This window comes from Streptomyces sp. NPDC026522, assembly GCF_055567555.1.
The window spans coordinates 113,818-127,885 of record NZ_JBVHQF010000003.1; the positions used below are offsets into that span (position 1 = coordinate 113,818).

A 14,068-nucleotide genomic window follows, 5' to 3' on the forward strand; every position below is an offset into this window, starting at 1 on the left:
CCCCCCAGGGGGAAGGGGATCCGCCGGGCGGGAGCCCCCGGACCCCTCGTACGGGTGAACACGTCAACGCGGTCGGCGTGCTCAGCCCGCCCGCAGGGCCATCGTCATGGCCTCCACCGCGAGCAGCGGAGCCACGTTCCGGTCGAGGGCGTCCCGGCACGCGATGATCGCCTCGATGCGCCGCAGGGTGCGCTCGGGCCCCGAGGCACGGGCGATCCGGTCCAGGTCCCCCCGTATCTCCTCGTTCGCGATGGCCAGGCCCGAGCCGAGCTGGAGGGCCAGCACGTCCCGGTAGAAGCCGGTGAGGTCGATCAGCGCCAGGTCGAGGCTGTCGCGCTGGGTCCGGGTACGACGGCGCTTCTGCCGGTCCTCCAGCTCCTTCATCACGCCCGCCGTACCGCGCGGCATCCGGCTGCCCGCGCCCGCTCCGGCGCCGAGGGCGGCCCGCAGCTCCTCGGTCTCCTTGGTGTCGACCTCCTCCGCGACCTGCTTGGCGTCCTCGGCGGCGGCGTCGACGAGCTCCTGGGCGGCCTTCAGGCAGCCGCCCACATCGTCCACGCGCAGCGGGAGCCGCAGCACGGCCGCCCGGCGCGACCTGGCGGCCTCGTCGGTCGCCAGCCGGCGGGCCCGGCCGATGTGCCCCTGGGTCGCGCGGGCTACGGCAGCGGCGACGCCGGGCTCGATGCCGTCGCGCCGCACCAGCACATCGGCGACGGCGGCCACGGGCGGGGTACGCAGCGTCAGGTGCCGGCAGCGGGACCGGATGGTGGGCAGCACATCCTCCAGGGAGGGCGCGCACAGCAGCCACACCGTCCGCGGAGCGGGCTCCTCCACGGCCTTGAGCAGCACGTTGCCCGCCCCCTCGGTGAGCCGGTCGGCATCCTCCAGGACGATGACCTGCCAGCGCCCGACGGCCGGCGACAGCTGGGCCCGGCGGACCAGTTCCCGGGTCTCCTTCACACCGATGGACAGCAGGTCGGTACGGACGACCTCCACATCGGCGTGCGTGCCGACCAGGCTGGTGTGGCAGCCGTCGCAGAAGCCACAGCCGGGCTCTCCGCCGAGCGCGCGGTCGGGGCTGGTGCACTGGAGGGCGGCCGCGAAGGCGCGGGCGGCGGTGGAGCGGCCGGAGCCGGGCGGCCCGGTGAACAGCCAGGCGTGCGTCATCTTGGACGCGTCCGGGGGCGGCGATCCCGCCGAGACCGCCGTGACCAGGGTGTCCGCGTCACGGGCGGCGGCGGCGAGCTGTGCCTGCACGCGATCCTGTCCCACCAGGTCGTCCCATACGGGCATCCCGCCCACCGCCTTTCCCTGTCCGTGCCTGTCCTACATGCGCATGCGTGCCGTACCGGGGTGTCATCCCGGGGTGTCATCCCGAAGTGCCGTCCCGGCTGCCTGTCCACATTGTGGCGGTAGCCACTGACAACCCGGCCCCGCTCAGCGGCGGCGGCGCGGGCGGTCGTCGTCCTCGTCGTCCGGACGCGGTCCCAGCAGTTCGTCGGCCAAGGTCGGCAGATCGTCCAGCGGGGTCGTCTCGGCCCACTCCGGGCGCTCCCGGCGCGGCCGGCCGTCCTCGTCCAGGGTCGGGAGCTCGCGCGTCACGTCGTTCCCGCCGTCCCGGAACATGCCCGGCGGCACCCGGTCGGCCGGGCTCTCCTGCGGGTGGCGGGCGGTGGGCCGCGACGCCGACGGGGCCGAGGGAGCCGACGGGGCCGCCTGGGCACCGCCCGGCCCGGCGGCCCGGTCCCGGCGCGGGTCATCGGGCCGGACCGGCGGCAGGACGGAGGTCTCCGCCGCCGGGTCGACCTTCGGGACCGGAACCGTCTGCGTGACGTCGTCGGGCTGTACGACCCGCTTGACCACCGGCGTCTCGACCGTGACGGCATCGTCCGGATGCGGCCGCCGGGAGCGCGGCTGCTCCGGCTCGGGCTCCGGATCCTTACGCATGGACACCGCGGGCGCCGCCGGAGCCGGGGCCGGCTCCGCAGCCGTCCGCGCCGCAGCGGCGGCCGCCGAAGCCTCCGCGAGCCGGCGCGCCTCCTCGGCCCGCAGCAGGGCCTCCTCCGCCCGCCGCTGCTTCTCCAGCCGCCGCGCCTCGGCCTCGGCCCGCAGCCGGGCCTCCTCCTCGGCCTGCTTGCGCAGCCGCTCCGCTTCGACGGCGCGCGCCTTCGCCTCGGCCTCCTCACGCAGTCGCGCGGCGTCGGCCCGGGCGCGGGCCTCCTCCTCGGCCCGCAGCCGCTCCTCCTCCGCCTTACGGGCGGCCTCCGCTTCGGCCCTGATCCGCGCGGCCTCGGCCTCGCGGGCCAGGCGGGCTTCCTCCTCGGCCCGCAGCCGGGCCTCCTCCGCCTTGCGCGCCGCCTCTTCCTCCGCCTTGCGCCTGGCCTCCTCCTCGGCGAGCCGCCGGGCCTCGGCCCGGGCCTCGATCTCAGCCTCGGAGAGCGGGAGCATCCGGTCCAGCCGGTGCCGTACGACCGTGGTCACCGAGCCCGGCTCCTGGCCGGCGTCGACCACCAGGTAGCGCGCCGGATCGGCAGCGGCCAGCGTCAGGAACCCGGCCCGCACCCGCTGGTGGAACTCCGTCGGTTCCGATTCCAGCCGGTCCGGCGCCTCCGTGAACCGCTCGCGGGCGGTCTCCGGCGACACGTCGAGCAGCACCGTCAGGTTCGGCACCAGTCCGCCCGTGGCCCAGCGGGAGATACGGGCGATCTCGGTCGGCGACAGGTCGCGCCCGGCGCCCTGGTACGCCACCGAGGAGTCGATGTAGCGGTCCGTGATGACCACCGCGCCCCGCTCCAGTGCGGGCCGGACCACCGTGTCCACGTGCTCCGCCCGGTCGGCGGCGTACAGCAGCGCCTCGGCGCGGTTCGACAGCCCGGCGGAGGAGACGTCCAGCAGGATGGAGCGGAGCCGCTTGCCGACCGGCGTGGCCCCGGGCTCCCGGGTCACGACGACCTCGTGGCCCTTGCCCCGTATCCAGTCGGCCAGCGCCTCCACCTGGGTGGACTTGCCGGCCCCGTCACCGCCCTCCAGGGCGATGAAGAACCCGGTCGCCGACGGAGCCTGTACCGGCTCCCCGCCCCGCAGCGCCTCGCGCAGGTCACGGCGCAGCGGCACCCCGCGGCGGTCGTCGGCCTTGGCCAGCACCACCGCCGCGACCGGCAGCAGCAGCGCGCCGACCAGCATCAGGGTGAATCCGGCGCCCCCGTGGGCGAACACCACCCGGCCACCGCCGAGCCGGTGCGGGCCGATCGCCGCGGCGAGCAGCGGCGCGAGGACGGCCCCGGCGGCGACGGCCACCCGGACGACGGCCTGGAGGTGCTCGGTGACCCGGGCCCGGCGGAACTCCTCGGTCTCCTGGTCGAGCAGGGTGTGCCCGGTGTTGGCGGCCACCCCGGCGGCCAGCCCGGCCAGCAGCGACAGGAACAGCACGGTCGCCGTGTCCGGGACCAGCCCGGTCAGCAGCAGCGCGAGCCCCGTCACCGCGATGGCGAGCGCCAGCAGCCGGCGCCGCGACAGCCCCGGCAGCACCTTGCCGGCCTGCGCGGCCCGGATGCCGGAACCGGTCCCGCCGACCAGGGCGAGGACCAGCAGGGCGTACGAGGAGGGGCCGCCGCCGAGGTCGAAGGCGTGCAGCGCCGCCACGGAGGCGGCGCAGGCCACCGCCGCGGCGACGGCGGCGCATGCCGTGACGAGCAGCGCGATGGCCCCCGTACGCCCCTTCTCGGGCCGGTCCCCCGCCCTGGGGGCGCGCAGGCCCTCCAGCGGTGACCTCGGACGCGGGGTCTTCGCTTCGGGCAGCACCAGCGGCAGCAGCAGGGAGACGGACGCGGCGAACAGGCCGGCGGCGACGTACGAACCCAGCGCCGCCTCGTTCTCGGCGAACCACTCCACGCCCAGCCCGAGGGCCCGCCCTATCAGGCTCGCGGCGAGCAGAACGACCGCGGCGACGGGCATCGCGGCGAACCCCGTACGCAGCGTCAGGCGGCGCAGCGTGTCCAGGTGGTCCGGCAGCGGCCGTACGGTCGCCCCCTCCGGCGGCGGCGCGGGCAGCAGGGCGGGAGCAGCGCTCTCCTTCGCCAGCGTCCACAACCGCTCGGCGGCGCCGGAGACGAACACGGTGGCCAGCAGCGCGGTCACCGCCTGCGCCGGGATCCAGTCGAGCCAGAGCGGGGCGACGACGAACAGTGCTATCCGCACCCCGTCGGCGCCGACCATCGTCCATCGGCGGTCCAGCTTGCCGCCGGGGGCGGTCAGCTTGGCCAGCGGGCCGAGGAGCACGGCGCCGAAGACCAGCGTGGCCAGGATCCGGACCCCGAAGACGGCGGCGACGGCGAAGGCGGCACCTCGGTAGCCGCCGCCGAAGGCCTCCTCGGAGACGGCCGCCTGGAGCGTCAAGAGCACCAGCACCAGCAGGGCGAGCGCATCGCCGATGCCGCTGACCAGCTGGGCGCTCCACAGCCGCCGCAGTCTGGGCGTGCGCAGCAGCGCGTGCACCGCTCGCTCACGGGAGTCCGCGGCTAGGGCTTCGTCGTAGGTGGGGTCCTCGGGGGCGGTCACGACCGGTGGCTGCTCGGCTCGCGTCATCCGCCCAGCCTATCCGTTACGCCAAGCGACTGCCGGGGCCTGTGGATAACCTCCGGGCGACGCCGCGGAATCCCGGCCTCCGCTCCGAAAAGGACCGGGCGGGTCCCTCGGAAACCACCGGACCCCGGCGCCGCAGCACCGGGGTCCGGCCACACCCACGCACCTCTGCGGGCGCCGGAGGCTACTCGTCCGTCGACACCGGCGCCGTCACGGCCGCCTGCTTCGCCGGGGCCTTCTTCGCAGCTGCCGCGGTCGCCGTCTTCTTCGCCGCCGTCGTCTTCTTCGCGGCAGCGGTCTTCGCCGTCGCCGTCTTGGCCGCGGCCGTCTTGGTCGCGGCGGCCTTCTTGGCGGGCGCCTTCTTCGCGGGCGCCTTCTTCGCCGGGGCCTTCTTGGCCGTCTTCTTCGCCGGCCCCTTCGCCCGCTTCTCCGCGAGCAGCTCGTAGCCCCGCTCCGGCGTGATCGTCTCGACGTCGTCGTCCCGCCGCAGCGTCGCGTTCGTCTCGCCGTCCGTCACGTACGGCCCGAACCGGCCGTCCTTGACGACCACCGGCTTCTCGCTCACCGGGTCCGTACCCAGCTCCTTGAGCGGCGGCTTGGCCGCGGCCCGCCCGCGCTGCTTCGGCTGCGCGTAGATCGCCAGGGCCTCGTCCAGCGTGATCGAGAACAGCTGGTCCTCGGTCTCCAGCGACCGCGAGTCCGTGCCCTTCTTCAGGTACGGGCCGTAGCGCCCGTTCTGCGCGGTGATCTCCACGCCCTCCGCGTCCACGCCCACGACCCTCGGCAGGGACATCAGCTTCAGCGCGTCGTCCAGCGTCACCGTGTCCAGGGACATCGACTTGAACAGCGAGGCCGTCCGCGGCTTGACCGCGTTCTTGCCCGTCTTCGGCGTGCCCTCGGGCAGGATCTCCGTCACGTACGGCCCGTAGCGACCGTCCTTCGCGACGATCTGGTTCCCGCTCACCGGGTCGGCGCCCAGCTCGAACTCGCCGCTCGGCTTCGCGAACAGCTCCTCCGCGTAGTCCGTCGTCAGCTCGTCGGGCGCGAGGTCGTCGGGGACGTCCGCCCGCTGGTGACCCTCCGCGTCCTTCTCGCCGCGCTCCACGTACGGCCCGTACCGGCCGACGCGCAGCACGATCCCGTCGCCGACGGGGAACGAGGAGATCTCCCGCGCGTCGATCGCGCCCAGGTCGGTGACCAGCTCCTTCAGACCGCCGAGGTGGTCGCCGTCGGCCGGTACGACCTCCGACGCGTCCTCCGCCCCGAAGTAGAACCGCTTCAGCCACGGCACGGACTGGGCCTCGCCCCGCGCGATGCGGTCGAGGTCGTCCTCCATCTTCGCGGTGAAGTCGTAGTCGACGAGCCGCCCGAAGTGCGTCTCCAGCAGGTTGACGACGGCGAACGACAGGAAGGACGGGACGAGCGCCGTGCCCTTCTTGAAGACGTAGCCGCGGTCCAGGATCGTGCCGATGATCGACGCGTACGTCGACGGCCGGCCGATCTCCCGCTCCTCCAGCTCCTTGACCAGCGAGGCCTCGGTGTAGCGGGCCGGCGGCTTGGTCGAGTGGCCGTCCGCCGTGATCTCCTCGGCCGACAGCGCGTCGCCCTCGGCGACCTGCGGCAGCCGCTTCTCGCGGTCGTCCAGCTCCGCGTTCGGGTCGTCCGCGCCCTCGACGTACGCCTTCATGAAGCCGTGGAAGGTGATCGTCTTGCCGGACGCGCTGAACTCGGCGTCCCGGCCGTCCGAGGCCCGTCCGCCGATCTTCACGGTCACCGAGTTGCCGACCGCGTCCTTCATCTGGGAGGCGACGGTCCGCTTCCAGATCAGCTCGTACAGGCGGAACTGGTCGCCGGTCAGACCCGTCTCGGCCGGAGTGCGGAAACGATCACCCGAAGGCCGGATCGCCTCGTGCGCCTCCTGGGCGTTCTTGACCTTGCCCGCGTAGACGCGCGGCTTCTCCGGCAGGTAGTCGGCCCCGTACAGCTGCGTGACCTGCGCCCGCGCCGCCGACACCGCGGTGTCGGAGAGCGTGGTGGAGTCCGTACGCATGTAGGTGATGAAGCCGTTCTCGTACAGCTTCTGGGCCACCTGCATCGTCGCCTTCGCACCGAAGCCGAGCTTGCGCGAGGCCTCCTGCTGGAGCGTCGTCGTGCGGAAGGGGGCGTACGGGGAGCGGCGGTACGGCTTGGACTCGACCGAGCGGACGGCGAACGAGGTGTCCGCCAGCGCCGCGGCCAGAGCCCGCGCGTTCGCCTCGTCGAGGTGCAGGACCTCGCTCTTGAGCTGCCCGTTCGAGCCGAAGTCGCGGCCCTGCGCGACGCGCTTGCCGTCGACCGCGTTCAGGCGGGCGACCAGGGTGGAGGGGTCCGAAGGGTCACCGGCCCGGCCGGTGCCGAAGGTGCCGGTCAGGTCCCAGTACTCGGCGGAACGGAAGGCGATGCGCTCGCGCTCCCGCTCGACGACGAGGCGGGTGGCCACCGACTGGACGCGGCCCGCCGACAGCTTCGGCATGACCTTCTTCCACAGGACCGGCGAGACCTCGTAGCCGTAGAGGCGGTCGAGGATGCGGCGGGTCTCCTGCGCGTCGACCATGCGCTGGTTCAGCTCGCGCGGGTTGGCGACGGCGTCGCGGATCGCGTCCTTGGTGATCTCGTGGAAGACCATCCGGTGGACGGGGACCTTGGGCTTGAGGACTTCCTGCAGGTGCCACGCGATGGCTTCGCCCTCGCGGTCCTCATCGGTGGCGAGGAAGAGTTCGTCGGACTCTGCCAGCAGCTCCTTGAGCTTCCTGACCTGAGCCTTCTTGTCCGCATTGACCACGTAGATCGGCTGGAAATCGTGCTCGACGTCCACGCCGAGACGGCGGACCTCGCCGGTGTACTTGTCGGGAACCTCGGCCGCGCCGCTGGGGAGGTCGCGGATGTGCCCGACGCTCGCCTCGACGACGTATCCCGGGCCGAGGTAGCCCTTGATCGTCTTCGCCTTGGCAGGGGACTCGACGATGACGAGTCGGCGGCCGCCCTCTGCGGTCTCGCTAGTCGGGGACAACTTGGCTCTTCTCTCCGGTCGGCACTCGGTCGCGGTACGGCGACGCTGCGGAGTGTGACGGTACAACCCGCCCCCGTGTCAAACGGCACAAGCCCGCAACGGCCACTCGAACGGTAACCCGACAAGTGCCACTTCTGCCGCCCGGATACCGCGCCGGGCCCTTGGCGATCACCGGGCCGAGTGGCCGGGGGGCCGTCTGGCCCCGCTCCGGGAGCCGGCCCCGGGCCCCGCTCGCGCGGGGTTTCCGCCCTGCTCGGCGGCGTCTTCCCGCTGCCCCCGCGGAGCCGGCCCGCGCGGCGGTCCGCCCGCGCCGCGAACGCCGGATCCGCAGACCCGGCGCGACCGCGCCCGCCTGCGGTGACGGCCGCCGCGACGGCGGTACCGCAAGGCCGGGGGCGCATGCCGGGGGCTGCCGGCGCGCGGTGCTGGGCGCGAGCCCCCGGCACCTTCCCGCTACCGCCCGGGGGCGGCGACGGGCTCCAGGAAACCCTGCTCCACCAGCATCCGGATCGCCTCCGGAGTACGGTCGCGCAGGACGACCGGGTCCTCCTGCATCAGCTGCGCGATCGCGTCCAGGATCCGGCCGGCGCTGAGTGAGCCGTCACACACTCCGGCGAAGCCCGCACCGACCGTGTCGACCTTGGTCGCCCGCCGCATCCCGCGGTTCTGCCGCAGCACCACGTGCTCCGGGTCCTCCGCCCCGGGCGCGCCGACCTGCTCCTGGACGACCTCCTCGGCCAGCGCGAAGTACCCCGCCAGCAGGGCGGCGTCGTCGTGCTCGCGCAGGAAGTCCTGCCGGGCGAAGTGGGCCAGGACCGTCTCGCCGAGCGGCTGCTCCACCGAGTGCGGCCACTCCTCCACCACGATCGAGGGCTCGGCCGCGTCGGTCCGGCGCAGGGTGATCCAGCCGAAGCCGACCGCCCTGGTCTTGCGGGCCTCGAACTCGTCCAGCCAGTCCTCGTACCGCCGCGCGTACTCGGCGGGGTCGGTGCGGTGGTCGCCGGAGTCGCGCAGCCACAGCTCGGCGTACTGCGTCACGTCCTGCACGTCCCGCTGCACGATCCAGGCGTCGCAGCCGCGCGGCACCCAGGAGCGGAGCCGGTCGCGCCAGTCCTCGCCCTCCACGTGCTGCCAGTTCCCCAGGAACTGCGCGTACCCGCCCGGGTTGAGCCGGGAGCCGGCCTCCTGGACCAGGGTCCGGCACAGGTCGTCGCCGCCCATCCCGCCGTCCCGGTACGTCAGCCGCGCGCCCGGGGAGATCACGAACGGCGGGTTCGACACGATCAGGTCGTACGTGGCGTCCCCGACCGGCTCGAAGAGCGACCCCGCGAGCAGCTCGGCCTCCGGTGCCCCGGAGAGCGCCAGCGTCAGCCGGGTGAATTCCAGGGCCCTCGGGTTGACGTCGGTGGCGGTGACCCGCGTCGCGTGCTGGGCGGCGTGCAGCGCCTGGATCCCCGATCCGGTGCCGAGGTCCAGCGCGGACCCGACGGGGATGCGGACGGTGATCCCGGCCAGCGTGGTGGACGCGCCGCCCACGCCGAGCACCACCCCCTCCTCCCGGCTGCCGATCCCGCCGGCGCCGCCGACGGCGCAGCCCAGGTCGGAGACGATGAACCAGTCCTCCCCGGCGGGCCCGCCGTACGGGCGCACGTCGACGGTGGCGCGCACCGTGTCCTCGCCATCGGCGGCCTCCGCCGGCCGCAGCCAGCCGTCGGCGAGCGCCGCCGCGACGGGCAGCGCGGCCGCGGCCCGCGCCGAGGGCACCGGCTGCTGGAGCAGGAAGAGCCGGACCAGCGTGGCGAGCGGGGCGTCGGCGTGGTCGCGGGTGGCGCGCAGGGCCGGAACCGTTTCGCTGCGGGCCAACGCGGCGTAGGCGGGGGCGCCGAGCAGGTCGAGCAGCCCGTCGGCGGTGAAGCCGGCGGCCAGCAGGGCGGTGCGGAGCTCGGCGGCGCGGTCGGGCGAGGGGAGGCTGGTGGTACTCACCCGCCCATTGTGGCGGCTGGCTCCGACAATGCGTGTGCCGCGCGGCCGTGTACCGGCGGGCGTCGCGGGCGATTACGGGGTGGCGGGGGCGGGGCCTACAGGGGCGGGGCCGACGGGGGCACCCGACGACCGGTCGTCGGCCGGCGGCGGGGGGCGGGACGGGCGGCGAGGGCCAAGAGGGCGGCCCGGGGCCGCTTCCGGCCCCGGGCGGCCGGGTCGACGTACGACGGAGGACCCGGGACCGGCCGGCACCGCGCCGGCCCCGCCCCGCCCCGCGGGCGCTACTTCGCCGAGGCGCTCGCCGACGTCTGGACCTGGCAGCCCTTCTGGCCGTTCATCGCCTTGTCCAGGCCGCCCGACTTGAGCCGGTCCAGGGCCTCCTTGCCGCCCTGGGTGGCGGTCTGCAGGCCGCCGGCGACGTCCTTGAGGCCCTCGGCGAACTTCGTCTGGTCCTTGACGTCGAGGGCGTCCATCTTGGTCTTCAAGTCGGCGTAGCCCTTCGACGTCGACTCGAAGCCCTTCACCGCCGTGCTCTGGGTCTCCGCGCCGTTCTTGACGGGCGGAACCCCAGCGGCCGCCAGGGCGGTCCCCATCGACTTGTACGAGTCCGACATGACCAGGAACGCCGCAGAGTCGGTCTTCTGGACCTCCTCCGGCTTGCTGCTCTCCGTGGCCACGCGCTTGATGTCGACATTGGCGGCCTCGATCTTCGTGAGCTCGGGCTGCCAGGCGTCACAGACCTTCTTGGCCCATGCGTCGGCCTTCTTGTCGCCGTCGTCCCCGCCGCACCCGGACAGCACGAGCATCAGTACCGCACCGCCGGACACCGCGGTCGCAAACTTCTTGTTCACCGGATTGGTCCCTTCGAAGGCTCTCGGCCCGGAAGATACACGCCAGCCATCGGGTGACATGCAAAGGCGGACGGACGGCGCGTGAGTCCGCGCCGCCCGTCCGCCGTTCGGGCGTACCTTCGAGCCCGGTCAGGCCCGATGCCCGCAAAGCCACCGAGGGGGCCGCTCAGGCCTCCCTGGAGGCCCGTTCAGGACCGGTCAGGAGCTGTCCATTTCGGCCGGGCCCGTCAGCCCCCGTCAGGAGACCGTCGCCGTGTCGGGCGCCGGCGTGGCCACCCGCTCCGCCGCGCCGCTCTCGGTGTCGTCGCCGACCGCGATGCCGCGCCGCTTGGAGATGTACACCGCGGCGATGATGACGGCGATGGCCAGGGCCGCGACGATCGCCCGCACCGTGGCGCTGGTGTCCGCGCCGTAGCTGAACTGCACGACCGCGGGGGCGATCAGCAGGGCCACCAGGTTCATGACCTTGAGCAGCGGGTTGATGGCCGGACCGGCGGTGTCCTTGAACGGGTCGCCCACGGTGTCGCCGATCACGGTCGCGGCGTGGGCCTCACTGCCCTTGCCGCCGTGGTGACCGTCCTCGACCAGCTTCTTCGCGTTGTCCCACGCCCCGCCCGAGTTGGCGAGGAAGACGGCCATCAGCGTGCCCGTGCCGATGGCGCCCGCGAGGAACGAGCCGAGCGCGCCGACGCCCAGCGAGAACCCGACGGCGATCGGGGTGAGGACCGCGAGCAGCCCGGGCGTGGCGAGCTCGCGCAGCGCGTCCTTGGTGCAGATGTCGACGACGCGGCCGTACTCGGGCTTCTCCGAGTAGTCCATGATCCCGGGGTGCTCGCGGAACTGCCGGCGCACCTCGTAGACGACGGCGCCCGCGGAGCGGGAGACGGCGTTGATGGCCAGGCCCGAGAACAGGAACACGACGGCCGCACCGAGGATCAGGCCGACCAGGTTGTTGGGCTGGGCGATGTCCAGGCTGAGGTTCATCTCCCCGGCCTTGGCCCCGACCTCCTTCACGGCGGTCGCGATGGCGTCGTTGTACGAGCCGAACAGCGCGGCCGCCGCGAGGACCGCGGTGGCGATGGCGATGCCCTTGGTGATGGCCTTGGTGGTGTTGCCGACGGCGTCCAGGTCGGTGAGCACCTGCGCGCCCGCACCCTGCACGTCGCCCGACATCTCGGCGATGCCCTGGGCGTTGTCGGAGACCGGCCCGAAGGTGTCCATGGCGACGATGACGCCGACCGTGGTCAGCAGGCCGGTGCCGGCCAGGGCCACCGCGAAGAGCGCCAGCGTGATCGACGCGCCGCCGAGCAGGAACGCCCCGTACACGCCGAGGCCGATGAGCAGCGCGGTGTAGACGGCGGACTCCAGGCCGACCGAGATGCCGGCGAGGACGACGGTGGCCGCGCCGGTCAGCGCAGACTTGCCGATGTCCCGGACGGGACGGCGGGTGGTCTCGGTGAAGTAGCCGGTCAGCTGCTGGATCAGGGCCGCGAGCACGATGCCGATGGCGACGGCGACGACGGCCAGGATCCGCGGGTCACCGCTGTGGTTGGTGATCGCGGCGTTCTCGACGCCGATGAGCTCCTTGTAGGTGGCCGGCAGGTACACGTAGACGGCGATCGTGACCAGCACCAGGGAGATCACCGCGGAGATGAAGAACCCGCGGTTGATCGCGGTCATTCCGCTGCGGTCGGAGCGGCGCGGGGAGACCGCGAAGATGCCGATCATGGCGGTGACCACGCCGATGGCGGGGACGATCAGCGGGAAGGCCAGGCCCAGGTCGCCGAAGGCGGCCTTGCCGAGGATGAGCGCGGCCACGAGGGTGACGGCGTACGACTCGAAGAGGTCGGCCGCCATACCGGCGCAGTCGCCGACGTTGTCGCCCACATTGTCGGCGATGGTCGCGGCATTACGCGGGTCGTCCTCCGGAATGCCCTGCTCGACCTTGCCGACCAGGTCGGCGCCCACGTCGGCGGCCTTGGTGAAGATGCCGCCGCCCACGCGCATGAACATCGCGATGAGGGCCGCACCGAGGCCGAAGCCCTCCAGGACCTTGGGGGCGTCGGCGGCGTAGACGAGCACGACGCACGAGGCGCCGAGCAGGCCGAGGCCGACGGTGAACATGCCGACCACGCCGCCCGTGCGGAAGGCGATCTTCATCGCCTTGTGGGACACCTCGGTCAGGTCCTTGGCGGGCCCTCCCTCGACGGGGGTGGCCTCGCGGGCCGCGGCGGCGACGCGGACGTTCGCCCGAACGGCCAGGCGCATGCCGATGTAGCCGGTGGCGGCCGAGAAGAGGGCGCCGACGAGGAAGAAGGCGGAGCGGCCGGCCCGCTGGGACCATTCGTCGGCGGGGAGCAGGAAGAGCAGGAAGAAGACGACGACGGCGAAGACGCCGAGCGTGCGCAGCTGTCGGCCGAGGTAGGCGTTGGCGCCTTCCTGAACGGCGGCGGCGATCTTCTTCATGCTGTCGGTGCCCTCGTCGGCGGCGAGCACCTGGCGCACCAGGATCTGCGCGACGACGAGGGCGGCAAGTGCGACCGCGGCGATCACGATGACGATGAGGCGATTGTCATCGGTGAGCACTGCGGCTGCCAGATCGGAGTTGCCGATCGGCGCGTTGGGGGTGAAGAGCCCCGTCATTCGTCCTCCTTGACGTGATGAGCTCAAGATGTGGACGGATTGTAGGGAGCGCGACCTGATCAAAACAGTGGGCGGGAAACGGAATTGGCCTGCTCTTGCTCCTCAGCAATAGATCGCGTCACTCCATTACCCTCGAAAGTAGTAATGGGGCAAAGGCATTGACGATTGATCATTGAGCCGGATATTCATGACGGCGCGCCCACGAAAACGGAAAAGGCCCTGCTCAGCAGGGCCTTGATAAAGATCAGAAGATACGATGGCACGCGCACCCGGCGCCACCCCGGCGGACCGGCACCCCGCCACCCGGAGCCCAACCCTCCGACGGCACCACCAGGCACCCCACCCCACGGCGCGGCCGAGACCCGCACCACGAACGGGCGGAGGACGCGGCGGAACGGGCCCCGGCGCGGGCGGTACGGCAGCCCGGCGGAGCCCACGGGCGCGGCGGACCGGGGGCGCGCAGAGGCGGGCCCGGCTACGACAGGACCGAATCCCGCGCGACGGGCCAGGTCATCCGGATGGTTCCGCCCGCTTCGCCGCTGGTCACCTCGACGTCGTCGACGAGCCCGCTGATGACGGCCAGGCCCATCTCGTCCTCGCCCTCGATGTCGGGGTCCAGGACGGCTTCGATCCCCGGCACGGCATCCGCCGGGCCGCCGGCCGGGCCGGGAACCTCGTCGCCGACCTCGATGGAGAACGACTTCTCCTCCTCGGTCAGCACCACCCGGACGGGCGCGGTGAGTCCGTTGCTGCGGTGCAGCCCGACGGCACGCGAGCAGGCCTCGCCCACGGCGAGGCGGACCTCGTCGAGGACTGCTTCCTCCACACCGGCCCGGCGCGCCACGGCGGCGGCGACCAGGCGCGCCGTCCGGACGTGTTCGGGCTGGGCGCTGAAGCGGAGTTCAACGGTGGCCATGCGCGTCCCCCTCGGACTACGGGCGCCTCGGACTTCGGGCGCGGG

The 14,068-nt window shown here is 73.2% G+C and carries 7 protein-coding genes; all 7 read right to left on the reverse strand.

Features of this window, described 5'->3' with window-relative positions:
- Positions 1-81 precede the first annotated feature (81 nt).
- The 7 genes from ACZ4M3_RS08890 to ACZ4M3_RS08920 all read right to left on the reverse strand — a co-directional run bounded on the left by ACZ4M3_RS08890 (position 82) and on the right by ACZ4M3_RS08920 (position 14,023).
- Positions 82-1,293 carry a DNA polymerase III subunit delta' gene (locus ACZ4M3_RS08890; protein WP_467730933.1) on the reverse strand — a complete coding sequence of 404 codons (1,212 nt, stop codon included), beginning with the start codon at positions 1,291-1,293 and terminating at the stop codon, positions 82-84.
- 144 nt (positions 1,294-1,437) lie between these two features.
- A complete protein-coding gene (tmk, locus tag ACZ4M3_RS08895; RefSeq protein WP_467730934.1) occupies positions 1,438-4,584 on the reverse strand; it encodes a dTMP kinase in 3,147 nt (1,048 codons plus the stop codon).
- 181 nt (positions 4,585-4,765) lie between these two features.
- A complete protein-coding gene (topA, locus tag ACZ4M3_RS08900; RefSeq protein ID WP_467730935.1) occupies positions 4,766-7,630 on the reverse strand; it encodes a type I DNA topoisomerase in 2,865 nt (954 codons plus the stop codon).
- A 453-nt stretch (positions 7,631-8,083) separates the two neighbouring features.
- Entirely contained in the window at positions 8,084-9,613 is a 1,530-nt protein-coding gene (locus ACZ4M3_RS08905; RefSeq protein WP_467730936.1) for a DUF7059 domain-containing protein, read from the reverse strand.
- 281 nt (positions 9,614-9,894) lie between these two features.
- Positions 9,895-10,464: a small secreted protein gene (locus ACZ4M3_RS08910; RefSeq protein ID WP_467730937.1), complete on the reverse strand. Its 570-nt coding sequence runs from the start codon at positions 10,462-10,464 to the stop codon at positions 9,895-9,897.
- A 237-nt stretch (positions 10,465-10,701) separates the two neighbouring features.
- The gene (locus ACZ4M3_RS08915) at positions 10,702-13,107 is read right to left on the reverse strand and encodes a sodium-translocating pyrophosphatase (RefSeq protein WP_467730938.1); all 2,406 of its coding nucleotides are present in this window, start codon (positions 13,105-13,107) and stop codon (positions 10,702-10,704) included.
- 475 nt (positions 13,108-13,582) lie between these two features.
- Positions 13,583-14,023, reverse strand: coding sequence for an ATP-binding protein (locus tag ACZ4M3_RS08920; RefSeq protein ID WP_467730939.1), 441 nt, complete (start codon positions 14,021-14,023; stop codon positions 13,583-13,585).
- Positions 14,024-14,068: the final 45 nt, after the last annotated feature.

Bases quoted from the DNA above. Each gene is read 5' to 3' on its own strand.
- ACZ4M3_RS08890 (WP_467730933.1), bottom strand. From the start codon at position 1,293: ATGCCCGTATGGGACGACCTGGTGGGACAGGATCGCGTGCAGGCACAG.
- ACZ4M3_RS08920 (WP_467730939.1), bottom strand. From the start codon at position 14,023: ATGGCCACCGTTGAACTCCGCTTCAGCGCCCAGCCCGAACACGTCCGG.
- tmk (WP_467730934.1), bottom strand. From the start codon at position 4,584: ATGACGCGAGCCGAGCAGCCACCGGTCGTGACCGCCCCCGAGGACCCC.
- ACZ4M3_RS08915 (WP_467730938.1), bottom strand. From the start codon at position 13,107: ATGACGGGGCTCTTCACCCCCAACGCGCCGATCGGCAACTCCGATCTG.